The sequence below is a fragment of the Paenarthrobacter sp. NPDC090517 genome (assembly GCF_044769165.1).
Lineage (GTDB): Bacteria > Actinomycetota > Actinomycetes > Actinomycetales > Micrococcaceae > Arthrobacter.
In genome coordinates this window covers 577,434-599,699 of the sequence record NZ_JBIVXN010000002.1, presented here as the reverse complement: position 1 = coordinate 599,699, position 22,266 = coordinate 577,434, and the positions used below count along the sequence as shown (strand labels likewise).

Below are 22,266 nucleotides of genomic sequence, written 5' to 3'. Positions count from 1 at the left end.
CGATTTTTTGTACAGCTATTGCCCTATGGGGCCACATCGTTCTGCCAAAACGAATGATGCGTGAAATAAGTCACTTTGCAGAATCACAATGCTAAGATACATTAAACCAAGAAAGTCAGTACTTGCGTACTTTCGATGGTTCCCGGACGGCATGCCCTGCTTCGACTTTGAAGCCCTCACAACTTTAAGGATGTCCGATGGAGACGATGAGCGAACCCAGAATGCAGGATGAGATCAAACCTAACTGGTGGGTGCTCTGCCTTGCGTTTGCCGCTGTAGTGCTCGATGGATACGACACGGTCGCACTCGGGGTGTCCATACCGTCGATGTCCAAGGAATGGGGAGTTGAGCCCGCCCATTTCACCCCGGCCCTCGCATTTACGAGCGCGGGGGTGGCTCTCGGTTACATGGCGGTAGGACGCTTAGTAGCAAAAATAGGCACAAGGAATGTCATCTTTTCCGCCGTAGTGGTCTTCACGATTGGTTCGCTGCTGACAGCGTGGTCAGGTTCAATAGTGGAGCTGACGATCCTTCGCTTCGTGACCGGGCTGGGGTTAGGGGCCGTTTTGCCTGCGGCTGTCTCACATGCGACCGCCGTCAATCCGTCGCGTTTTCGCCAATCTATTGCGGTGGTCGTGATGACAGGTATTTCATTCGGGGCACTCATTGCTGGACTCGGCGGGGGTATGGTCACAAATGCGCTCGGGTGGGAATGGGTTTTCATTCTCGGAGCCATCGCCTCAGGCTTACTCCTGCCGTTCCTGTGGATCGGCCTATCGGGTAAACAGGCGTCGATCACTCCCATGGATCCTTCAGAGGCCAAGCACCACGCCGCGGTTTCCCGACTTTTCGATGGACCAGTGCGGAGCAGAACCGTTTTGCTGTGGTCTTTCTCATTCCTTATTTTCGCCGTTTACTACGTGTTCTCATCCTGGCTGCCCACCCTGCTCACGAGCTACGGCTTTGGTCTTGGTCTGGCGCCCTTGGGATCGGCGGCGTTGGGCGTAGGAAGCATTGTTGGCGCATGTGTGCTGATTCTGGGATCACGTCGACGCCGGATGACCACAGTCTTGGCCTGGACTTCAGCAGCAGCGGTTGTTTTCCTCGTCATTTCGGCATTCCTTGGTCCGGACAAGGCTCTGTTGCTGATCGTCTTCGGTGGCGTTGGTCTTGGGCTTCAAGCCGGAATGATCGGCCAGGCCGCTGTGGCAGTGACTCTGTACCCCCAAGCAACTGTGACCTCGGGGGTGGGGTGGGCAGCTTCACTGGGGCGACTCGGATCGGTGGTGGGCCCGATATTCGGCGGAATTCTCATCGGCCTTGGCGTAGATACCGGCACCATAGTTCTCTCTGTGTGTATACCTGTCATTGTGGCCTTGGTGTTGATGCTGGTCCTAGGGCGGATTACAGCCGCAAGGACTACAGCTCCCGAAACGCCGCAGCTCGATAAGCAACCGCTCGCCTAACGGCTTGCACGACGTGGGTTCCCAGGCAGCTTTCGTTGTCATCCCCATCGCCTACGATGGCAAAACCGACGAAGGAGAAAACGTATGGGCGCCATGGATGAGCTGATCAATTCCAGTGTTATAGCTGAACTGCAATCCATACTCATGAGCGCCGATGCAAACATTGCGCTGCCAACACTGGAGCGCTCACGTGACTCGTTTGGCGGGCAACGCCTCCGGCAGCGGGTTGATATCGTCAGGGACGCGCTCCTTAACGATATGCCGGCAGGCTACTCCGCTGTTCAGCGGATCATGCTCGATGCTCTCGAGGACCCTCGGTTTACGGGATGGATGGTGTGGCCGGCCACCGAAGTGGTGACCGGCAGGGCGCTGCAATCGGGGTCGCTCGCGGACTTTGACGCCGCTCTTACGGTCCTGTCCCGCCTGACGAGCAGGCTAACGGGAGAGTTCGCCATCCGTGACCTCATAGCTGCCCGGCCGGAACGAGCTATCGCGACCATGCAAACGTGGACGAATCACGACGACGAAAACGTCCGCCGCCTCGCTACCGAGGGTTCTCGCGCTTACTTACCGTGGGCCAAAAGAGTTCCTTGGCTGGTGGCCAATCCAGCCGCAACGCAAGGGATCCTGGATGCCACCTATCAAGATCCTGCCGAATACGTTCGACGTTCTGCTGCGAACCATCTCAATGATCTGAGCCGCATCGATCCGCGGTTGGTGATAGCCACTGCCCGCCGTTGGTCAGGAAAGCCTGATGACACCACTCCCAAGGTGATGCGCCATGGACTCAGGACCCTGGTCAAGCAAGGCAATCCGGAAGCACTTGCCCTCCTGGGCTACTCGGGTGGTCAGCTCGCGGTTATGGAGCCTCGAGTCCTCCACACTTCGGTGGCGTGGGACGGAACCGTGGAATTTTCAGCCGAGGTGGTCAATGAGGGCCCCCAGCCCGCTAAGGCAGCCATTGACTATTCCATCGGTTTCCAGCGGGCCAACGGCACGGTAAGCGCCAAAACTTTCAAGCTCACGTCCCGCCGGATTGGGCCAGGCGAGACCGTGACTGTCACAAAAACACATTCCTTCCGCCCAATCACAACCCGTTCCTATTACCCGGGGGAGCACTACGTGGTAGTCCAGGCAAACGGCGTCGCGTCGGTGCCGGCGAATTTCGTCCTGAACAAGAGGGAGCCCAGCTAAAGGCAACCACCACCAGGTCCCGTGATGTGCATCAGACCCCAATCAGCCGCTGCATCTGCTCGCCCGCGTCACTCCCGGGCGCCGGTGTGTAGACCACGATATGAAGATCGGGCCGGTCAGAGGGTGAGACTTGGTGATGCTCCATATGCAGGACGCCAACTGCGGGGTGGTGGAACTGCCGTTCACGGGATTCGAAGCCGAGGATGTCGTACCGGTCCCAGCTTTCCTGGAATTCAGGGCTCGCTTCCTTGAGCCGCTGCACCTGGTACTCCACATCCGGGTCTCCCAGGCGTTGCCCCGTTTCGGCCCTGAATTCAGCCAAAAAGCGCTTGCTGGTGACATCCCAGTCGGGGAGCAGGTCGCGGATGAAGGGATCGGTGAAGACCAGCCACAAAAGGTTCCGGTCCGCGGCGTCGAACGTGCCGATGTTTGGGTACAGCGCCTCATAGGCGCGGTTCCAGCCTGCGATGCCCCAGTCCGGAGACAAAGCGTAGGAGGGGTTGGGGTCCAGCGCGTCCAATAACCGCTGAACGTGAGCGGGCGCATCGGCCGCCACGGGTCCTTTGGGGAGCGCCGACGAGTACCCGCCCAAAGAGAGTACGTAACTCAGCCCGGTGTCCGAAAGATGCAGCGTTCGGGCCACGGCTTCCAGGACTTGGCGTGAGGGGCTGATGTCACGGCCTTGCTCCAGCCAGGTGTACCAAGTGACGCTGACCCCGGAGAGGAACGCGATCTCTTCCCGGCGGAGGCCGCGCTCGCGGGAACGACCCACGGGCGGCAGCCCGTAGTCCGAACGAAGGGCCTGGTTTCGGCGGGTCCTAAGGAAGAGCCCCAGTTCTTTGCGTCTCTCATCTTTCACACATTCAACACTATTACTCTGGTACTTTCACTACTAGTAGCAGCACCGTCTTCCGCCAGCCGTAGAACAACAGCAGGATGGTATTCATGCCTGCACTTCGCTCCCGAACAGTTACCCACGGCCGCAACATGGCCGGAGCCCGCGCACTGCTGCGCGCCTCCGGTGTTGCCAACACGGACATCGGCAAGCCGATCATTGCCGTGGCCAACTCCTTCACCGAATTCGTCCCCGGACACACCCACCTCGCCCCCGTGGGTCGAATCGTCTCCGACGCGATCCTCGCCGCCGGCGCTGTGCCGCGCGAATTCAACACCATCGCCGTGGACGACGGCATCGCCATGGGCCACTCAGGCATGCTCTACTCACTGCCGTCCCGAGACTTGATCGCCGACTCCGTTGAGTACATGGTCAACGCACACTGCGCCGACGCCTTGGTCTGCATCTCCAACTGCGACAAGATCACCCCGGGCATGCTCATGGCGGCGCTGCGCTTGAACATCCCGGTAGTGTTCGTCTCCGGCGGTCCCATGGAGGCCGGCCGCGTGACCCTGACCGACGGCTCCGTACGCTCCCTGGACCTGGTGAACGCGATTGCCGACGCCGTGGATGAATCCATTTCCGATGAAGACATCAACCTCATCGAAGAGAACGCCTGCCCCACCTGTGGTTCGTGCTCTGGCATGTTTACCGCCAACTCCATGAACTGCCTCGCCGAGGCGATTGGCCTGGCCCTCCCGGGCAACGGCTCCGTGCTCGCGACCCACACCGCACGTAAGGCGCTGTACGAAAAGGCCGGCGCCACCGTCGTCGAGCTCGTCAAGCGCTATTACGACGGCGACGACGACTCCGTTCTGCCGCGCTCCATCGCAACTGCCGAGGCTTTTGACAACGCCATGGCTTTGGACATCTCCATGGGCGGCTCCACCAACACGATCCTGCACCTGCTGGCCGCGGCCCAGGAGGCGGGCGTGGACTATGGCTTGGAAGAGATGGACGCCAAGTCCCGCCAAGTGCCCTGCTTGGCCAAGGTGGCCCCGAACGTCGCCGGGGACAAGACCTATTACATGGAAGATGTGCACCGCGCCGGGGGCATCCCCGCACTGCTCGGTGAGCTGAACCGCGGCGGCCTCCTGCACAAGAACGTCCACTCCGTGCACTCCAACGACCTGGATGGCTGGCTGGACGACTGGGACATCCGCGGCGGCAAGGCCACTGAGGAGGCGCAGGCACTATGGCACGCGGCTCCCGGCGGCGTTCGTTCTTCCACAGCTTTCTCGCAGTCGAACCAGTGGACCTCCCTGGACACCGACGCTGAGGGCGGCTGCATCCGATCCGTGGAGCACGCTTTCTCCAAGGACGGCGGCTTGGCTGTGCTGCGCGGCAATGTCGCAGTGGACGGCGCTGTGGTGAAGACCGCAGGTGTGGACGAGTCCATCTGGACCTTTGAAGGACCCGCTGTTGTGTGCGAGTCGCAGGACGAAGCCGTGGAAAAGATCCTGAACAAGACCATTAAGGAAGGCGACGTAGTGGTCATCCGCTACGAAGGCCCCAGGGGTGGGCCGGGTATGCAGGAAATGCTCTACCCCACCTCATTCCTCAAGGGCCGCGGCCTGGGCAAGAAGTGCGCCCTCATCACGGACGGTCGCTTCTCCGGCGGTACCTCGGGCCTGTCGATCGGGCACATCTCGCCGGAGGCTGCCTCCGGCGGCGCCATCGCCCTGGTGGAGAATGGCGACATTATCAGCATCGACATCACCCAGCGGTCCCTCCAGTTGCAGGTGTCGGACGAGATCCTTGCCGAACGCCGCGAAAAACTCGAGGCCAACGGCGGCTACAAGCCGAAGGACCGGGAACGCCACGTGTCTCCCGCGCTCCGTGCTTACGCAGCCATGGCCCTGTCAGCCGACAAGGGCGCCGTCCGCGACGTCTCGCTGGTGGAAAACCTCTAGGCTTCGTTTGGCGCTGAGTTAGGCAGGCGGGACTCGCCCTCGGCGTACGTGTCCAGCAGCCTCCGTGCGTGCTCACCGTCCGCGCCTTCTTCCGCCAGTGCCGAACGCATGCCCTCCAGCTTCTCCGCTCCGGCAGGGAAGGGCGGGAGTAGCGGGATGCTCGGATCTGTCAGGACTTCGATGACGGCCGGACGATCCACGGAAAGCGCGTAGTCCCAAGCGTCGCCGAGCTTGGCGGGATCCTCCACCCGGATTCCCGCCAGGCCCAGCAGCTCCGCATAAGCCGCGTAAGGGAAGTCGGGGATTTCCTGGCTGGCGGGGAACCTCGGCTCTGCCTCGGTTTCGCGCTGCTCCCAGGAGACCTCGGCGAGGTCGCGGTTGTTGAAAACGCACACCACAAAGCGGGGATCCGCCCAGTCGCGCCACCGGTGCGCTACGGTGATCAATTCGGCGACACCGAGCATTTGCATGCCTCCATCCCCGGCCAGGGCCACAAGGGGACGTTCCGGGCGGGCAAGTTTCGCCGCTAATCCATAAGGGATGGCACACCCCATGCTGGCGAGCGTGCCGCTCAGATGGGCAGGGACTCCGGGCGGAAGGATCAGTTGGCGGGCGTACCAGTAAACGCAACTGCCGACGTCGATACTCAGCTGAGCGTTGTCGGGCAGCCTGCCGTTGAGCTCGCGGACCACAAGTTCCGGGTTCACCGGCTCCGCGGGAATGTTGGCGCGTTCCTCTGAGAGCTGGCGCCATGCGCGGACCTGATCTTCGACGTCGGCACGCCACGCTGCGCGTGATGGCTGTTGTTTGCCGTCAAGGTGTTTAGCCAACACGCTCAGCGTTTCCGCTGCGTCTCCCACCAAACCCACCTCAACGGGGTAGCGGTTGGCGATCTTGCGCCCGTCGATGTCGATTTGCACGGCTTTGGCGTTGCCGGGCTTGGGGTAGAACTCGGTCCAAGGATCGTTGGATCCGATGATGAGCAGGGTGTCACAGTGCTCCAGAAGAAAGGCGCTGGCGGTGGTGCCGAGATGGCCCATGGTGCCTACGGCGTAGGGGAGTGTCTCGTCAACGAAAGGCTTGCCGAGCAGGCTGGTGGTGATGCCGGCGTCGAGCTTTTCGGCAAGCGCCGCAACCTCTTCTTGGGCTCCCTTGGCACCCTGCCCAACGAATAACGCGATCCGCTCACCCTTGGAAAGGATGTCCGCGGCGGCCTCGAGTTCTTCGTCCCGGGGCATGACGCGGGCAGGATGCCAGACCGGAGCAGTGACCACGATTCCGTGTTCATGCTCAAGCTCGGGCGCTTCGGCGGTCTGGATGTCGTGGGGGACGATCACGACGCAGGGTGATCTCGTCTCCAGGGCAGTGCGGAATGCCCGGTCGATCAGCATGGGGACCGGCTCGGGGGAGCTGGCCAGCTGGGCGAACTGGGCTCCGACGTCCTTAAAGAGCGTCAGCAGATCAATTTCCTGCATATAGGCCGAGCCCAAGACTGTGGTGCTCTGCTGCCCGATGATCGCCACCACCGGGACGCTGTCCATCTTGGCATCGTAGAGACCGTTCAAAAGATGGACGGCACCGGGACCTTGTGTGGAGGTCACGACGCCGACGCCGCCCGTGTACTTGCCATGCCCTACGGCCATGAAAGCCGCCGCTTCTTCGTGTCTCGCCTGGACGAATTCGATCTTGCCCTGGGACCGGCGGAGTGCGCCCATGAAGCCGTTGATGCCGTCACCGCTGTATCCGAAAACCCTGTCCACGCCCCATGCTTGGAGGCGTTGCACCATGAGGTCCGAAACGGTTCGTTGAGTCATGCTTGGCTCCTCGTCAGATAGTGAGTCACTGCCTGAATCATAGTAAGCATGCTTAGCTATGCGGCGCGCGGGGGGTTCAGTTCTCCTTCAGCGCAGTATCTCCACCAAAGCCACCCACGAGAAAACCACTGCGCCGATCAGGGCGACGATGGTCCCAAGCGCCACGATGACCGGGCCCGCGGGCAGCGATAACACTGTCAGAACGCCACCCACCGCGTAGATGACCAAGGGAAAACGAATGATGCGATGTGCTGCGCGTCCCAACGGTGCGGATGCCCGGGGGAGTCATCATCCAGGATGGCGCGGGCGGCCAGGAAAGCGATCACCCCGCCTGCGAGGGTTCCAACCAGAACCTCGACGCCGAACCGGCGATCGCTACATTGAACTCAGCCCAGGATTCCAATCCCGATTCCATGGGCTCAGGGTAGCGATACCGTGGCAGTGCGTGGAAGGTTTACCGGGCTGTTGTTGGTGTTGTCCTCTCAAAGCGAGGCGTCGGCGCCCAGGTCCTCAAGGGCCCATGACAAGATCCGCAGCTCGAAGGGGTGTCCTTCCTGGATTCCGAAGACGTAGGCGTCGAGTTCAAAGATGGGAGCATTTCCGCCGTGGGCCCAGTACCTGATCCAGAGGTCTTCAAGATCAATGGTCCGGCTTCGTATGAGGTTTCGCGCTGTTCGACGTGGATCTTCCATGGCAGATATCCCGCTGCAAGCGGCGGCTCGCTCTCAAGTAAACTTGTCAGGTTACTTACTTTTGAACTGTACCTTCTGCTCTGTTTCCTGGGCAATGGGTGACGGGAAGCCGAAGTGTTCCTACGATTAGGCTCATGGAACCCTCCGGAAATGCCGAACATATCAGAAGCCTGCATGAGCTGGTGGTCGGTAGTTCCGACATCCACGGGATTCTCAACGGCGTGACCAGCTTCGCTTGCGATGCCATGAGCAAGGTGGCCGGGGAAAACATCGACTGCGCCCTGACCTTGCGTAGGCGCAAGCGAACCGCAACCGTTGCAGGCAGCAGTGAGCGGGCTGTGTATCTGGACAAAATTGAACAGGAACTTCGGCAGGGCCCCTGCCTGGAAGCCCTGGACCTTGGGCGACCGGTGCTGCTGGCAGACGTTGCCACCGACACTAACTGGCCGTTGTACAGCAAGGCCTTGGAAGCTGAAGGCGTCCACAGCGCCTTGGGCGTGCCTATGGACCTCGGGGAGACATCCGAAGCGGTTATCAACTTTTTCGCCCCTACCGCGGGAACCTTCACAAATGTTGTGATGGCTGAAGCAGCGGCCTTCGCTGACGTGGCCGGCAGTACGTTGCGCCTGGCCATCAGGATCGAAACCGTGGAGCAGCTCAATGCTGATCTGAAGACGGCGATGTCCTCCAGAACGGTCATTGATCTCGCCTGCGGCGTCATCATGGCCCAGAACCGTTGCGGCCAGGACGAGGCGTTCGGTGTGTTGACCAAGGCCTCAAGCCATCGAAACCAAAAACTCCATGCGGTTGCGTCAGAGATCATCGCCAACCTTAGTGGCAACAGTGGCAACCAGTTGCGCTTTGACGACTGAGCTAGCGATACAACCCCATTAGCAGCTCGACAATCTGCTCGCGCTCGCTTGGCGGATCCTTTCTGATCCAAGCAGCGTAAACCGGCACAGGAGGGGCGTCGCGCACCGGACGGTAGACGAGGCCCCTCCGCCGATATTGATGGGCGGTCGATTCGGCTGTGATACCGCGGGCCTTTCCGCTGCCGATCACGTTCAACCAGTCCTCGATGTCGTGGATGGGAATGACTTCCCGCGGACGCCCTTGTTCAGGCCAAAGTTCCAAGCTGGTGCTGCCCGTGCGAAGGTCCATCGCCACCGCCCGCTGCGCTATCTGCTCCAATGTCACTGAGCGTTTCGCGGCCAGGGGGTCATCGGAGGACATGGAACAGTATCGCTTTTCCTCACCAATTCGGACATGCTCGACGGCGGCCGTTGCAGGCAGGCGGCGAAGGATGGCGAAGTCGGTGGTTCCGTCGCTCAGGCCTCCCGTGGGCGTATTGGAGCGGACGAGTTGCAGTTCAGTCGAGACGAATGCAGCAGCCCATCGGCGCTGGAACTCGGTGGTGTGCTCGCCAAGCGCAGACCAGGCATAGCCGATTCGAACGCGCCCGGTTCCGGCCCTTGCCTCGCGTTCGAGGTCAGCAAGCAGCGAGAGGATGCGCCGAGCTTTGGCGAGAACGCGCTCGCCTGGCAAGGTCAGGTTGATGCTCCTCGTGGTGCGTTCCAGGAGCCTCACGCCGAGGGACTGTTCCAACGCGGCGATATTGCGTGAAACAGCGGCTTGAGACATGCGGAGTTCGATTGCGGCGTCGGTGAAGGTGCCCTCATCCATCACTGCCGCCAAGCACCGCAATTGTCTCAATTCAACGTCCATACCGCCCATCTTATTCATGCGTCCAGCGTATAAAAGTGAGTGCTCGTGCATTTAGCGGAAGTGCTGCAGAAGCGCAGAATTTCCCCATGATCCAGTCCACCCCAGCAGGTGCCCCCGGGCAATCCCAACGCAAGGCAGGTGGAGTTGCGACGCTTATCGGGAGTGCGCTGTCCAACCAGATCGGCGCCGCCACCGGCTCCATGGCATTCCCTGCGATGGGGCCGGTTGGTGTGGTGGCGGTGCGTCAACTCGTTGCCGCCGCCGTCCTTTTGCCGATGGTTCGGCCGCGGCTGCGGGACCTAACCTGGAGGCAGTGGTGGCCGGTTCTCCTCCTGGCTGCTTCTTTCGCCACCATGAACCTGGGGCTTTACGCCTCCATCGAAAGGATCGGCCTCGGTCTGGCTGTGACACTGGAATTCCTGGGCCCGCTCGCGGTAGCGCTGATCAGCTCCCGCAGGAAGGGCAGCGCGCTCTGTGCGGTAATGGCAGCAATCGGTGTCGTCGCCATTACCCAGCCGAAAGCGTCCATGGATTTCCCAGGCATCGGTTTCGGGCTCATCGCAGCCTGCAGCTGGGCTGCCTACATTCTCCTTAACCGCACCGTTGGCCGGCGAATTCACGGCATTCAGGGGACAGCTGCCGCAACCGGAGTATCCGCAACTTTGTTCCTGCCGGTGGCGGTCGTGATTTTCGTGAACCAACCTTTGGATGTTTTCGCAGTTGTGTGCGCAGTGGGTGCCGGCGTTCTTGCGTCCGTGTTGCCTTATGTGGCGGACTTGATCGCCCTGCGAAGGGTTCCGGCGAACCTCTTTGGTGTGCTGATGAGTATCAACCCTGTATTCGCTGCGATCATCGGCGCACTGGTCCTTCACGAGGACCTCGCCGTGGGGCAGTGGGCGGGCATTGGGCTGATAGTCGCGGCGAATGCCGTAGTGCTGCTTCTGGCGAGAACGAGGTGATGCTAACCCCCGCGGCTTTGTCGCTGAAATAATTCTCGAAACGTCGCGTCACGTTTCTGCAGGTCAAAGCACATATCCAGTGCCCATGTCGTTTGAACCGCGTACTGCGCCGTTGCCCTTTTCGGCTGCGTTGCGGTTCATCGACGGAGTTGGCAGTGATGGGTGTGGCGGGTTCTGGGGCCCGCCCGGGGCGCCATCACTGTGTAAACCGGGCTAGTGCGGTCGGTCGTCTGAGTCGCGACCGGCCGCACGATCCGGGAGGGCATGGGTGCCATCAGACGACTACAGGCAATCCGTCCGGACTCTGGTGGATTCCGGAGAAGTGAACCTAGACTGACCGCATGGCGCAGACCCAGGCCCGCACCGTCCGCATCGTTTCCCTTGCGTTCGTTGCGGCCGCCTTGTTGGCAGGCTGCATGGGAAGCGGCCCCGGTCCTTTCGTGGGTGTATGGGGTGACACGAGCGATCCCAAGCAACCCTCCCTTGAGCTGAAATCGGATGGTAGTGCGACCGGAACTGATGGCTGCAACAGGCTGATGGGATCTTGGAAAGAGGACGGTAAGACCATCGCGTTCGGGGGGCTCGCCTCTACCCGCATGGCCTGCGAAGGCGTGAACACGTGGCTGTCCAACGCCTCCACGGCAAGGATTCAGGAAGACGGAAAGCTAGCGGTATTCGGCCAGGGCGGGGATGAGATCGGCACGCTCGCTGCCGGCAAGTAGCCCGCTACACAGAGTCAGGCTGTGGGTCTGCAGACTCCGGATCGGGCGCTTCCGAAGTCAAGGGGTTCTCGATCTCATCGGTCATCATGCGTGCAACGAAGAGCGCCACGAAGGCCATGATGGGGCACGCCAAACCACCGATGAAGAAAATGAGCCAGATGGGGACAACCTCGGCGATTGGGCCGGCGAGAGCCATGGATACCGGCATCAGCGCCAGCGAAACGAAAAAGTCCAAGCTGGAAATCCGCCCCAACAGATGCCGTGGCACGCGCCGTTGCAGCAATGTGCCCCAGATGACAGTTCCGATCCCCTCTGTGACTCCGAAGATCAGCATGGCAACGCCCAGCATCCAGAAGCTGTCCATGAAACCAATGGCGGCAACCGGAAGGCTCCCCAGTCCCCAGGTCAACACCATGACGGTCAGGTAGCGGCGGGGAAGTCGCAAGGACGCCGTTGCCAGTGCAGCTATGGCACTGCCGACGCCCATGATGGCGAGGAGAAATCCGAACATTCTCGAGTCGCCGCCCAGCTGATCCTGAACAACGAACGGCAGCAAGACCTCGATGGGTCCGATGAGGAACAGCACGGACAGGCAGGCCCAAATGAGGGTCCAGAGAAGCCAGGGTGTGCGGATGGTGTAACTGAATCCTTCCCGGAGGTCTTTGAAGAGGGAGGATTTTGCCGTGGCCCCAGCCGTTCCGGGGGTGTTCGGCCCCAGCGTCCGGCGGCTCAGGAAGTTCACGATCCCGAACGCCAGCAAATGGCAGACAGCAACACCCGCGACCGCGTGCGCCGGGGACAGCGCTGCTACAAGGATTCCCGCAAGGGCAGGACCGGCCGCCTGCTGTAAAACCGGGCGGACAGTGCCTTCCAAGCCATTCGCTGCCAGGAGGTCGTCCGCGGGCAGGATGCGCGGAAGGATGGCCGAGTACGCGGGAAAAAAGAACGCCTGGCCCACTCCCAAGACGAAGGCGCCGATGGCGAGGTGCCACAAATGAAGGACGTTGAACATGGCAAGTCCTGTGATCGTGGCAATGACAGCCAGGTTGGCACCCTCCACGGCGATGATCAGGAGCCTCTGCGGGAGCCTGTCAGCAGCGATTCCGCCGGCCAGCACGAAACCAACCAGTCCGATGCTGGCCGCGGTAGCAACCAAGGACAGTTCCAGCGGGCCGCCACCAAGGTGGATCACCTCGTAGACCATCGCCACTGCCCACATGCCGGATCCGAAGATGGAAATTGACAGCGCAGAAATCAGCACCCGGAATTCCCGGTGCGCAAAGGGACGCAGCGCTCTCATCGCGGCCATTTCACTAGCCTAGACCTGCGCATTGACGCTGTGGAAGGCGCGTTGGAGCCGCAGCTGGCGTCCGCTCGGTTAGGGGCCCAGTGACCGGAACGAGGTCCGGGAGAAAGCTAAGTTATGAAGCGCCCGACGGCGGGGCGTCGTCGTCGATGTCCGGACCTTCCGCGGCGTCCTGGCTGTGAATGCCTGTGTCGTGCGAAACCCAGCCTTCCGTTTCACCCTCCGCCGGAGCGTCGGTGTGGTGCCGGATGACATGCTCGGTTTTGTCTGTCGCCTTCATTACGGACACTCCCTGTCCTAGCTTGGACTGCTTCCGTGAATGCATCCCAGTCTACGCCGCAGGACCCCCGTTTTGGGGTCAGCTCTGCGCGGAAAAGTGTCCACATAAGGCCTTCAGCGGGTCTGGCAAGGCGGGGGCGTGGCATAGGCTGAAGCCAGCAGTTCCCCGTGAAACGACTAACTGCCAAGGAGAGGTCAAGATGCCCAAGCGCCCCAACCCGGCGGTGAAGATCGCCCAGGAAACAGCCCACAACGCAGTGTTTGACGCCGAAGGCAACGCCAAGCCAGGAGTACACAATGTGCTGCTCAAAGCTGTCGAAGTCCAGCGACCCCTGGTCCTGGCCAACCTTCGCAGGCTCCAACGCAGGCACCCCAATGATTCACCGGCGCAGCTTGCCGCCAAACTCGAGCGCCACTACCTGCTGGCCATTTCCGGCGGGGGTGCAGCAGTGGGCGCTACCGCCGTCGTGCCTGGAATTGGAACCGCGGCGTCGCTGGGACTTTCCGCGCTCGCAACCGTGGGCTTCCTCGAGACCACCGCACTTTACGCGTCCTCCCTGGCTGAGCTTCACGGCATCCGGCTAACTGACCCTGTGCGTGCCCAAACATTGGTTATGGCCATCATGCTGGGCGAGGAAGGCACCTCCATGCTGGGCGCCCTGAGCGGACAATCGCTAGGACGTGGTAAGGGCGTGACCAACGCATGGGGCCGGACGCTTACCAAGAAGATTCCCGGAAGTGGCTTCGGGGTCATCCGCGACTCCATCCAGCGCGCCTTCCTCAAGAACCTGCTGAAACGGCAAGGAACCGCGTTTCTGGGACGTGCCCTGCCGTTCGGTGTGGGCGCAGTGGTAGGTGGTGCGGGCAACCTGATGATGGGCCGTGCCGTGGTATCCACTGCCAAGGAAGCTTTCGGTCCGCTGCCGGATACCATCCCTGGCGAGTTGCTCCCGAACGCACCAAAAAACGTCTTGAACAACACAACGCTGGAAGGCGGTAACGGTGGATCTGAACGCTGACCTGGGGGAGTCTTTCGGCTCCTGGACCATGGGAGACGACGCCTCGATGTTCCGCATCGTGAGTAGCGCCAACGTGGCCTGCGGCTTCCACGCCGGTGATCCCCTCACAATGCTGGACAGCTGCCGTGCGGCGTTCGAACTGGATGTCCGCGTCGGCGCCCATGTGGGGTACAGGGACTTGGCCGGCTTCGGCCGGCGCTCCCTGGACATGACCTTTGACGAGTTGTTCGGTGACGTTCTGTACCAACTTGGCGCCCTGGACGGCATGGCCCACGCGGTAGGAGCTTCGGTGGATTACGTGAAGCCCCACGGTGCGCTTTACAACAGGATCGTTCGGGACGCTGAGCAGGCCGAAGCCGTCGTGGCTGCCGTCCACGCTTATGATCCGGGGCTCCCGGTCTTGGGTTTGCCGGGCTCGGCGTGGCTGACGCTTGCTGAGGAATCCGGGCACCCGGTGTTCCGTGAGGCATTCGTGGACCGGGCCTACCTGCCCGACGGAACACTGGTACCGCGCACCCAGGAAGGTGCCGTGCTTCATGATCCAGACGCCGTGGTGGCCCAAGCCGTGCGTCTCGCAACGCGCAAGGAAGTTCTGGCCATAGACGGAACCGTTGTGCCAATGGAAGCCGACTCATTGTGCATCCACGGCGATACTCCCGGTGCGGTGAACATGGCTGCTGCTGTTAGGGAGGGCCTTGAACAGGCCGGCGTTCAGATTGAAGCGTTCGCCTAACTCTGTGTCCGGGGAGGTCCGATGAGCGCGGTAGTGGTGGAGCCGGGACCGGCCACGTTGGTTCTCGGCCCGGAGCAAGCACTCGATCGCGCGTCCATGCACATGGCCAATGCCCTACTGGGTAACCCGGACTCTGCAGCCGGACTTGAGGTGCTGTTGGGTGGGCTGAAGCTGAGGTTTGTCACGGGGTCGGCCGTGGCAGTCACCGGGGCCGAGGGCATGGTGACACTCAACGGCAACGAACTGCCCTTCAACAAGGCCGTGCGGGTAGCGCCCGGCGCAGTTATTGAGTTCGGTCCCGCCCTGTTTGGTCTCCGGTATTACGTGGGGGTCCAAGGTGGAGTTTCCGCCCGGAGAGAGCCGCTGCGAGCTGGTGCGGCGCTGTCATTTGGTCGGACGCACGGGCACCGTTTCCCCGAGGTGACCTACCCTGCCCGGCGTGCTTTGGACCCGGAACGTCCTGTGGTTGCCAGGGTTTCGCGCGGACCGCAGGCCCGGAATTACGACGCCGGCACGTGGCTTCGCTTGACCAGCGAACCCTGGATTCTCTCGCCGGAGTCGGACCGCGTAGGTGCGCGATTGGCGGGCAGGCCGCTGGACGTTGCGGCGGCCTATGAGAATGCGGCCGATGAAGCACCCGGACGTCAGCCGCTGGTATCAGGCTCCGTCCTGTTGCCGACGTCGGGCCTTCCGGTTGTCGCCTTGGCCGGACATCCGGACACTGCAGAGTCGCCGGTTATCGCAGTGATCCGGGACGAGGACCTGGACCTCATCGGACAAGCAAGGCCTGGCCAGATGGTGCACCTGCTGGGCTGAACGGGAGAAGAGTTCTACGCTGTACCTGTTCACACCTCGAAGAGAGGCTGCCATGGCACAGGATCCAAAACCCACGTTAGAGCAACTGAACATCCTCGTCGGCGAATGGGAAACGTCCGTCCCGGGATTGGATGTCCCCGGCCGGACCAGCTTTGAATGGCTGGAAAGCGGGGGCTTCCTGATCCAGCGCTCCACGGTGGAGCGGCCCGAGTACCCCAATGCGGTCAGCATCATAGGTGCCACCGGCTCGGATGGCGCCTTCCAGCAGCACTACTTCGACTCCCGCGGCGTTGCACGGATCTACGACATGACGCTTAAGGACAATGTGTGGACCCTTTTTCGCGATGGGCCCGACTGGCCACAGCGCTTTGTTGGCCGCCTCAGTCCGGACGGCAACGTCATCCATGCGCGCTTGGAACGGGGAAGCTACCCTGGTGGTCCCTTGGAACACGACTTTGACATGGTGTACACCCGTATCCGGGCCTGAACTACTTCGTTCCTCTTTCGGCCAGCCGCTGGAGTTGCCATGAATGCACGTCCGCCAGCCAGTCCAGGGGAGCCGACGGGCCGACCCGAGGGTCCTCGGGGTCACGGCCGTCCTGAAGTGCCTGAACGTACGCGCGATCCATGGCAATGCGGTTCCGCAACTGCTCAACGTCACCCACGGAACCATGGCCGGGGACCACAGCAACAACTTCGCCAGCCACGGTCTCGAACTGCGCCAAGGCTTCAAGATAGTCATTGAGCGGGTCCGCGGCTTCCAGGTCGAGGAACGGCATGAGGATGTCAGAAAGCATGTCACCCGCGACGAGGACGCCGGCTTCTTCAACCAAGAGCGCTGCGTGGCCTGGAGCGTGGGCTTGGTGCTCCAGAATGCGGACGGTGGGTCCATCCCATGGGATATCCGTAGCGCCAGGAGGTAGGCCGGTGATGAGCCCGAGCGAGTCCATCGGGATCTCCTCGGCGTACTCCGGGGGCAGCCCCTCAGCCACTTTTTCCTTCCAATCGGACTGTGACAGGACATCCCGGATGGATGCCGCGCAACGCGCTGTGCCATGACGCGGCGGATCGCCGAAGACCGGGTGCCACAGCAAGTGGTCCCAATCAGCATGCGTGGAGAAACCTGCCACGACGCGTTGGCCCAACTCGCGAAGGTCGCTTGCGATGTCAGCCATCTCATTGGCTGTGATGCCTGGATCGATCAGCAATACACCGTCCCGGCCCAGCACCACAGTGCAGTTGCTCTGGATGAATTCGCTCTCGTGAACCAGAACGCCTTCAGCAATTTGCTTCAGCATGAACCTGCCTCCCTCAAAGCTTCTGTGCCAGCATGACCAGGATGCCGCTGGGGCCGCGAAGATAAGTCAGTTTATAAACGTCCTGATATTTCGCCACCCCACGCAGTGGATGGCATCCGTGCTTTGCAGCGATCCCAAGTGCATGGTCGATGTCGTCAACTGAGAAGGCGACGCGGTGCATTCCGATCTCGTTGGGAAGAGTTGGCTTCGTCTCGATTGCGTCAGGGTGGAGGTATTCGAAGAGCTCAAGTTGACCGTTGCCATCAGGGGTTTGGAGCACCGCAATTTTGGCGTGGTTGCCGTCCAGCCCAACGGCAGTGTCGGCCCACTCGCCGCTGACCGTGTCCCTGCCCAGCACCGTGAGGCCGAGATCCGTGAAGAAGGCGATTGCTTCCTCAAGATCGCGAACCGCTATACCGACGTTCTCAAGTTTGATAGGCATGCGTTGAAGCTACCAAGGCGGATCGGTTAGCTCTAGTGCTGCCCGTTAACCAAACAGCAGGTGCGCCACCGTGAAGATCGCCAACCCGGCCAATGCACCCACCACTGTTCCGTTGATGCGGATGTACTGGAGGTCTTTGCCCACCTGAAGCTCGATCTTCTGGGACGTTTCCTCGGCATCCCAGCGGGCCACGGTGTCCGAGATGACCCCGGCGATGTCCGAACGGTACGTATTCACCAAGTAGCCCGCAGCGTCACCGATCCAAGTGTTGACCTTGCCAGCCAGTTCGTCGTCGTTGACCAAGCGGGTGCCGAAGTCCCGCACGGCGCTCTTGAAACGCTGACTGAGTTCGCTGTCGGGATCGTCGACGGCGTTCAGCAACGCAGTCTTGACCGTTCCCCACGTGCGCGACGCCAGTTCGCGGACCTCGGGATCACCGAGGATCTGGGCCTTGATGGATTCCGCGCGCTCGATCATGGCAGGGTCGTGCTGCAAGTCCTGGGCCAGATCAGTCAGGTAGGCGTCGATCGACTGCCGCACCTGGTGGTTCTGGTCAGCCTGTACTGCGCGGACAAACTTGGACAGTTCCACGTAGACGCGGTCACCTACCAGTCCGTCAACGAATGTCGGCACCCACAGGGGCGAGCGATCCGAAACGAGCCTGTTCACCGTTGCATGGTTGGCGTCCACCCAGTCGGCTGCCCGGTCAACCAACAGGTCAACCAAGGTGTGGTGGTGGCCGTCGGCGAAGATTCGCTCGGCCATCCTGCCCACCGGTGGCCCCCAAGGCGGGGTGAGGAGGTGCTTGCGGACCATGCCCTCGATCACTGCCTGGACGTCGTCGTCGTTTAGTACTGTGAAGGCGCCTCTAATCACTGCGCCGCCTTCCTTGGCCACGCGCTCGGCACCGCCGGGCGCTGACAACCAGCGCCCGGCCTTGCGGGCAATATCGATGCTTGCCAGCTTGTCCTGCACAACCTCCTGGGACAGGAAGTTGCTCTCTACGAAGTCGCTGAGTGATTCCCCGATCTGGTCCTTGCGACGCGGAATGATGGCCGTGTGCGGGATCTTCAGGCCCATGGGGTACTTGAACAGCGCGGTGACAGCGAACCAGTCTGCCAGCGCACCCACCATGCCGCCTTCGGCTGCAGCCCGGACGTATTCGAGCCACGGGTACTGCTTCTGGAACGCGAACGCCACGGTGAAGATCACCGCCATCGCGATCAGCAGCGCCAAGGCCAACCGTTTCATGCGGAGCAATGCTGCCGCTTTTTCCATATCTCCCGCGGAGGGAGCGACGACGGCGGACGCCCCTCGTGCGGGTGCGGCGCCGCTAGTCGGAGCCGGGTTGGTGACGTCTTCGGTTGGGATTTGTTCAGAGTTCACCTGCATTAGCCCAGCGTAGCCCCCGAGAGTCCAGCAGGGTGGGCTAACGTGTCTGCATGACTAGCGACGACTTCGCCCCGAGCCGGCCCAAGGTCTACGCCCACCGTGGCGCCAGTGCTGCCTTCGCCGAGCACACCCGGGCTGCTTATTTGAAGGCCCTTGCCGATGGCGCCGACGGTGTTGAATGCGATGTCCACCTGACCCGGGACCAGCATGTGGTGCTGCTGCACGATGCGAACCTGGACCGGACATCCACCGGCACGGGCCCGGTTGGTGAGCACACTCTCGAAGAGCTCCGGGCCTTGGACTTCTCGTCGTGGAAGGGTGCCCGCATACCGGATGCTTACGGGGGAGTAGCTGACCAGTTCCTTACCTTGCCGGAGCTGCTGGATATTCTCCGCTCAGCCGGGCGCGACATTGGGTTGGCCATCGAGCTCAAGCACCCCAGCCCGTACGGGCTGAAATTGGAGGATCGCGTACTTGCCCTGTTGGAAGAGGAGGGCTGGACGCCTGCGGAATCCCGATTGGGGAACATCCAAATCTCCTTCATGAGCTTTGACACTGACTCCGTTCAGCGTTTGCTGGAGACCGTTCCCAAGGAGTACATCTGCCAATTGGTGGACGACTTCACCGTGAAAGAGATCCGGCAGGAGCTCGGCCTCGGTTTCCTTACTGGCGGCGCTGTAGCCAACGTTATGCGGGCGACTCAACTCGAGGCCGAACGTGTCCTTGATGCAGGCGAAGTAGCTATCGCCGGCCCGGGCATCGACTACGTGAGGGAGCACGCGCGGAACGTTCAGCGCTGGTTGGAGTCAGGCCGCATCTTCCGGGTGTGGACCGTTGACTCGGAGAAGGACGTGGCCCTGTGCCAAGGACTCGGCATCCACGAAATCACCACCAATAAGCCGGCCCAGGTGCTCGCGCAGTTGATGGTATCCAACTAAGTCGCAGTTCAGGTCGTTTTGAGCGCTGGGAACGGCCTGATCTGCTACCTACTTGGGTCCGGCTTTGGGGGGCACCGCGCTTGTGATTGAGTGGTCTCATGTCTTCTCGCTGGTCAGCACAAGCAACCCGAACCACCTCAGCAGTAGCTTTGAGCGCACTGCTCCTGGCCAGCGCCTCCAAACACTTCCGTACCCCCAAGTTCTATTACCCGGTTGTTCCGGACTACTTGTGCCGCAGGGATGAGCCCGGGAGCCGTCCGAACGGTCCGTTGGCAGTTATGTCCCGCGAGGAATGGGTTGCCTCGTCGGGCCTGCTGGAGGTGGCCGCCGCCGTCGGACTCTTGATCCCCGCCACCCGTAGGGTTGCCGCGGACGCTACCACGGCAATGTTTATTTCATTCCTCGCCGGGCATATAGATGCACTCCGACGCGCCTACGGTCCCAACGGCACAGCGGCTGAACGCCGGATTCACACTGTTCGCCTGCCGCTTCAGGTTCCGCTCGTTCTGTGGTCCTGGAGTTTGCGGAAGTGAGCACGAGTTCCACCCCGATGAAGCTCAGAGAGTCTCCGGCGTTCAAGATCGCGATGTCCCTAAGCATTGCAACGGGTCTTTATGGCGTGTCATTCGGTGCCCTGGCCGTGGCGTCCGGGTTCGATTTCTGGCAGACGATGGTGCTGAGCCTGCTGCTGTTCAGTGGAGGTTCGCAATTTGCTTTCATCGGCGTAGTCGCTGGCGGGGGTTCGGGGGCGGCAGCCATGACGGCCAGTGCATTGCTGGGGTTGCGCAATGGCATCTACGGCATGCAGATCAACGCCATGCTTCGTCCCGGTGGGTGGAAGCGTTACGTTTCGGCGCACGTGACAATCGATGAATCAACGGCGACGGCGTCCGGCCAGTCTGATCCCGACGAGCAACGCCGCGGGTTCTGGACAGCCGGCGTGGGAATATTCATCCTATGGAATATCTTCACGGCCATTGGTGCGTTGGCCGGTGACGCCATGGGCGATCCCAAGCAGTGGGGCTTGGATGGCGCCGCTGTTGCGGCGTTCCTGGCGCTGCTGTGGCCGAGGCTGAAAGGCCGGGAACCTTGGGCAATCGCCGCAGCATGTGCGCTGGCCACCATCCTGGCCGTGCCGTTTGTTCCCTCCGGAGTTCCCATCCTCGTGGCGGCAGTAGTGGCGGGCGTCATCGGCTGGTTCAGCCACGCACGCATGGATGAGGGACTTGAACCGGACGTGGATCCGTATGCAGTGAAGCACCAGCGTGAACACGGAGGCAAGAAGTGAACCTCTGGCTTTGGATCCTCGTTGCCTGTGCGCTGGCGTATTTGACCAAGCTGGTGGGCTACTTCGTCCCCGCCAAACTGCTTGAAAACCCGCGCATCATGCACATCGCCGGAACCATGACCATCGGTCTGCTGGCATCCTTGACGGCTGTGAATGCCGTGGCCTCAGGGCAAGGCCTGGTTCTCGATGCCCGCATGGGCGCCTTGGTGGCCGCCGCCGTCGCGCTTTGGCTCCGCGCACCGTTCCTCGTTGTAGTGATCTCGGGCGCAGGAGCCGCAGCATTGCTGCGGCTGCTGGGTTGGGGCTAGACAGCCTCGGTGAACGTCACGCCCGGGATGCCCGACTGATCGGGTAGCGGCCGCGAGGGGCGCTCAGTCCGGATGGCATCCTCGATCAATGCCACGGGACGCTTCCAGGCTTCGGATCCAGGTTCCATGGTGTCCACTGCGCCGATCAGCATTGCCAGCAGCCTGACCATGTCCTCGATGGTGATATCACGCCGCAGCGTGCCTTGGCTTTGCCCGCGTTTGAGCAGGAACTCCATGGATCCGATGAGACCGCCGGTGATGCCCATGAGGAGGCCGCGTCGGCCTGCGACCGCGTCGAGGAGGTTCGCGTCATCGCTGGCAACCTTCATTACGGCGTCGATGACGTTGATCAGACCCTCCGCGGCGTCCATGCCGTCAGCCGCGGCGGCTGCAACCGGGTCCACGTGGAGGCGTAGCTGGCGCGACAGTGCCGCAAGCACCAATTGTTCTTTGTCCGAGAAGTTGCGGAACAGCGTTGCGGGGCCAACTCCAGCGGTGGCGGCGATGGTCTGAAGGGGTACGTCGGGGCCGTGTTCCCGGAAGCACTGCCTGGCGGCGGTGATGATTTTGTCCACATTACGTGCGGCGTCTGCCCTGAGGGGCTTGCGTTCAGAGGGCTGTTCCATGCTTGTCAGGGTAGCAATGGAGGCCTCCCGGCCCCTTGTTACGCGGGAGTAGGTTGTTATGTGACAAACCGGCACGTGAAACACTGGATTTCATGTTGCTTGCATTCTCAGTCGCCCCTTCGGGCCAGCCCGCTTCCGCCGCTGACGGCGGACCCACTCCCGACGCCTCGGTGCACGACGCCGTCGCTGCCGCCGTCAAGATCGTCCGCGAGTCCGGATTGCCCAACCAGACGGATTCAATGTTCACCACCATCGAGGGCGAATGGGATGAGGTTTTCGACGTCGTCAAGCGCGCCACTGAGGCTGTTGGCCGCTACGGCAGCCGCATCTCGCTGGTGATCAAGGCTGACATCCGTCCCGGATACAGTGGAGAGCTGACCGGCAAGGTGGAGCGCTTGGAAGAGGCCATTTCCGCCACGGACTAGATCCTTTCCCCAAGCT

27 protein-coding genes are annotated in these 22,266 nt (G+C 61.7%); 16 read left to right on the top strand and 11 right to left on the bottom strand.

The genetic code is table 11. The annotated features are described in order from the left end of the window. The first annotated feature begins 206 nt into the window (after positions 1-206). Together ACIQTW_RS11640 and ACIQTW_RS11635 are read left to right on the top strand one after the other, a co-directional pair. The gene (locus ACIQTW_RS11640) at positions 207-1,466 is read left to right on the top strand and encodes an MFS transporter (RefSeq protein WP_402936940.1); all 1,260 of its coding nucleotides are present in this window, start codon (positions 207-209) and stop codon (positions 1,464-1,466) included. 84 nt (positions 1,467-1,550) lie between these two features. Then, positions 1,551-2,660, top strand: a complete 1,110-nt coding sequence (locus tag ACIQTW_RS11635) for a DNA alkylation repair protein (protein ID WP_402936939.1) — start codon at positions 1,551-1,553, stop codon at positions 2,658-2,660. A 31-nt stretch (positions 2,661-2,691) separates the two neighbouring features. Here the strand turns inward: ACIQTW_RS11635 and ACIQTW_RS11630 are convergent, their stop codons facing one another. Then, positions 2,692-3,519, bottom strand: coding sequence for a helix-turn-helix transcriptional regulator (locus ACIQTW_RS11630; protein WP_402936938.1), 828 nt, complete (start codon positions 3,517-3,519; stop codon positions 2,692-2,694). Positions 3,520-3,605: 86 nt separating this feature from the next. Here ACIQTW_RS11630 and ilvD point away from each other — a divergent pair, with 86 nt between their 5' ends. After that, positions 3,606-5,468, top strand: a complete 1,863-nt coding sequence (gene ilvD / locus ACIQTW_RS11625; protein ID WP_402936937.1) for a dihydroxy-acid dehydratase — start codon at positions 3,606-3,608, stop codon at positions 5,466-5,468. On the opposite strand, the gene ACIQTW_RS11620 is transcribed toward ilvD, so the two are convergent. Together ACIQTW_RS11620 and ACIQTW_RS11615 are read right to left on the bottom strand one after the other, a co-directional pair. Next, positions 5,465-7,282 carry a thiamine pyrophosphate-requiring protein gene (locus tag ACIQTW_RS11620; protein WP_402936936.1) on the bottom strand — a complete coding sequence of 606 codons (1,818 nt, stop codon included), beginning with the start codon at positions 7,280-7,282 and terminating at the stop codon, positions 5,465-5,467. The two genes, ilvD and ACIQTW_RS11620, sit on opposite strands and share 4 nt — an antisense overlap. Before the next feature lie 87 nt (positions 7,283-7,369). Further along, positions 7,370-7,510, bottom strand: coding sequence for a hypothetical protein (locus ACIQTW_RS11615; RefSeq protein WP_402936935.1), 141 nt, complete (start codon positions 7,508-7,510; stop codon positions 7,370-7,372). Positions 7,511-7,530: 20 nt separating this feature from the next. Here ACIQTW_RS11615 and ACIQTW_RS11610 point away from each other — a divergent pair, with 20 nt between their 5' ends. Then, complete coding sequence (locus ACIQTW_RS11610; protein WP_402936934.1) at positions 7,531-7,710, top strand: hypothetical protein; 180 nt, start codon at positions 7,531-7,533, stop codon at positions 7,708-7,710. Positions 7,711-7,764: 54 nt separating this feature from the next. On the opposite strand, the gene ACIQTW_RS11605 is transcribed toward ACIQTW_RS11610, so the two are convergent. Next, on the bottom strand, positions 7,765-7,974 hold the full coding sequence (locus tag ACIQTW_RS11605; RefSeq protein ID WP_402936933.1) for a hypothetical protein: 210 nt from the start codon (positions 7,972-7,974) through the stop codon (positions 7,765-7,767). 134 nt (positions 7,975-8,108) lie between these two features. On the opposite strand from ACIQTW_RS11605, the gene ACIQTW_RS11600 reads away from it, so the two are divergent. Continuing rightward, positions 8,109-8,846: a GAF and ANTAR domain-containing protein gene (locus ACIQTW_RS11600; RefSeq protein WP_402936932.1), complete on the top strand. Its 738-nt coding sequence runs from the start codon at positions 8,109-8,111 to the stop codon at positions 8,844-8,846. Between the two features lies 1 nt (position 8,847). Here ACIQTW_RS11600 and ACIQTW_RS11595 read toward each other — a convergent pair whose 3' ends face one another. Then, positions 8,848-9,717: a LysR family transcriptional regulator gene (locus ACIQTW_RS11595; RefSeq protein ID WP_402936931.1), complete on the bottom strand. Its 870-nt coding sequence runs from the start codon at positions 9,715-9,717 to the stop codon at positions 8,848-8,850. Between the two features lie 68 nt (positions 9,718-9,785). Here ACIQTW_RS11595 and ACIQTW_RS11590 point away from each other — a divergent pair, with 68 nt between their 5' ends. Further along, positions 9,786-10,658 carry an EamA family transporter gene (locus tag ACIQTW_RS11590; protein ID WP_402936930.1) on the top strand — a complete coding sequence of 291 codons (873 nt, stop codon included), beginning with the start codon at positions 9,786-9,788 and terminating at the stop codon, positions 10,656-10,658. A 341-nt stretch (positions 10,659-10,999) separates the two neighbouring features. Then, positions 11,000-11,380: an META domain-containing protein gene (locus tag ACIQTW_RS11585; RefSeq protein WP_402936929.1), complete on the top strand. Its 381-nt coding sequence runs from the start codon at positions 11,000-11,002 to the stop codon at positions 11,378-11,380. A gap of 4 nt (positions 11,381-11,384) precedes the next feature. Here ACIQTW_RS11585 and ACIQTW_RS11580 read toward each other — a convergent pair whose 3' ends face one another. Further along, complete coding sequence (locus tag ACIQTW_RS11580) at positions 11,385-12,689, bottom strand: MFS transporter (protein ID WP_402936928.1); 1,305 nt, start codon at positions 12,687-12,689, stop codon at positions 11,385-11,387. Positions 12,690-12,801: 112 nt separating this feature from the next. Continuing rightward, the gene (locus tag ACIQTW_RS11575) at positions 12,802-12,966 is read right to left on the bottom strand and encodes a hypothetical protein (RefSeq protein ID WP_402936927.1); all 165 of its coding nucleotides are present in this window, start codon (positions 12,964-12,966) and stop codon (positions 12,802-12,804) included. Between the two features lie 199 nt (positions 12,967-13,165). Here ACIQTW_RS11575 and ACIQTW_RS11570 point away from each other — a divergent pair, with 199 nt between their 5' ends. Genes ACIQTW_RS11570 through ACIQTW_RS11555 form a run of 4 tightly spaced genes read left to right on the top strand, consistent with a single transcriptional unit; the run spans position 13,166 to position 16,020 of the window. Next, positions 13,166-13,984: a hypothetical protein gene (locus ACIQTW_RS11570; RefSeq protein WP_402936926.1), complete on the top strand. Its 819-nt coding sequence runs from the start codon at positions 13,166-13,168 to the stop codon at positions 13,982-13,984. Then, complete coding sequence (locus ACIQTW_RS11565) at positions 13,968-14,717, top strand: LamB/YcsF family protein (protein ID WP_402936925.1); 750 nt, start codon at positions 13,968-13,970, stop codon at positions 14,715-14,717. Before ACIQTW_RS11570 ends, ACIQTW_RS11565 begins: the two co-directional genes overlap by 17 nt. 21 nt (positions 14,718-14,738) lie before the next feature. Continuing rightward, positions 14,739-15,533 (top strand): allophanate hydrolase, encoded by a 795-nt coding sequence (locus ACIQTW_RS11560; protein ID WP_402936924.1) that lies wholly within the window; start codon positions 14,739-14,741, stop codon positions 15,531-15,533. Between the two features lie 52 nt (positions 15,534-15,585). After that, positions 15,586-16,020, top strand: a complete 435-nt coding sequence (locus ACIQTW_RS11555; protein WP_402936923.1) for a hypothetical protein — start codon at positions 15,586-15,588, stop codon at positions 16,018-16,020. A 1-nt stretch (position 16,021) separates the two neighbouring features. Here the strand turns inward: ACIQTW_RS11555 and ACIQTW_RS11550 are convergent, their stop codons facing one another. The 3 genes from ACIQTW_RS11550 to ACIQTW_RS11540 are packed head-to-tail and all read right to left on the bottom strand — an operon-like array spanning position 16,022 to position 18,665. Beyond that, a complete protein-coding gene (locus ACIQTW_RS11550; RefSeq protein ID WP_402936922.1) occupies positions 16,022-16,831 on the bottom strand; it encodes an MBL fold metallo-hydrolase in 810 nt (269 codons plus the stop codon). A 13-nt stretch (positions 16,832-16,844) separates the two neighbouring features. Further along, the gene (locus tag ACIQTW_RS11545) at positions 16,845-17,273 is read right to left on the bottom strand and encodes a VOC family protein (RefSeq protein WP_402936921.1); all 429 of its coding nucleotides are present in this window, start codon (positions 17,271-17,273) and stop codon (positions 16,845-16,847) included. 45 nt (positions 17,274-17,318) lie between these two features. Further along, complete coding sequence (locus tag ACIQTW_RS11540) at positions 17,319-18,665, bottom strand: DUF445 domain-containing protein (protein WP_402936920.1); 1,347 nt, start codon at positions 18,663-18,665, stop codon at positions 17,319-17,321. 50 nt (positions 18,666-18,715) lie between these two features. Here ACIQTW_RS11540 and ACIQTW_RS11535 point away from each other — a divergent pair, with 50 nt between their 5' ends. The 4 genes from ACIQTW_RS11535 (at position 18,716) to ACIQTW_RS11520 (ending at position 21,199) form a co-directional block, all read left to right on the top strand. Continuing rightward, complete coding sequence (locus ACIQTW_RS11535; protein ID WP_402936919.1) at positions 18,716-19,603, top strand: glycerophosphodiester phosphodiesterase family protein; 888 nt, start codon at positions 18,716-18,718, stop codon at positions 19,601-19,603. 98 nt (positions 19,604-19,701) lie between these two features. Then, on the top strand, positions 19,702-20,136 hold the full coding sequence (locus ACIQTW_RS11530; protein WP_402936918.1) for a hypothetical protein: 435 nt from the start codon (positions 19,702-19,704) through the stop codon (positions 20,134-20,136). Between the two features lie 17 nt (positions 20,137-20,153). Continuing rightward, entirely contained in the window at positions 20,154-20,891 is a 738-nt protein-coding gene (locus ACIQTW_RS11525) for an AzlC family ABC transporter permease (RefSeq protein ID WP_402936976.1), read from the top strand. Next, a complete protein-coding gene (locus ACIQTW_RS11520) occupies positions 20,888-21,199 on the top strand; it encodes an AzlD domain-containing protein (RefSeq protein ID WP_402936917.1) in 312 nt (103 codons plus the stop codon). Before ACIQTW_RS11525 ends, ACIQTW_RS11520 begins: the two co-directional genes overlap by 4 nt. Here ACIQTW_RS11520 and ACIQTW_RS11515 read toward each other — a convergent pair. Beyond that, the gene (locus ACIQTW_RS11515; RefSeq protein WP_091464799.1) at positions 21,196-21,825 is read right to left on the bottom strand and encodes a TetR/AcrR family transcriptional regulator; all 630 of its coding nucleotides are present in this window, start codon (positions 21,823-21,825) and stop codon (positions 21,196-21,198) included. The genes ACIQTW_RS11520 and ACIQTW_RS11515 overlap by 4 nt on opposite strands. Positions 21,826-21,917: 92 nt before the next feature. Between ACIQTW_RS11515 and ACIQTW_RS11510 the strand changes: the two genes are divergently transcribed. Further along, positions 21,918-22,250 (top strand): MTH1187 family thiamine-binding protein, encoded by a 333-nt coding sequence (locus tag ACIQTW_RS11510; protein WP_402936916.1) that lies wholly within the window; start codon positions 21,918-21,920, stop codon positions 22,248-22,250. Positions 22,251-22,266 lie beyond the last annotated feature (16 nt).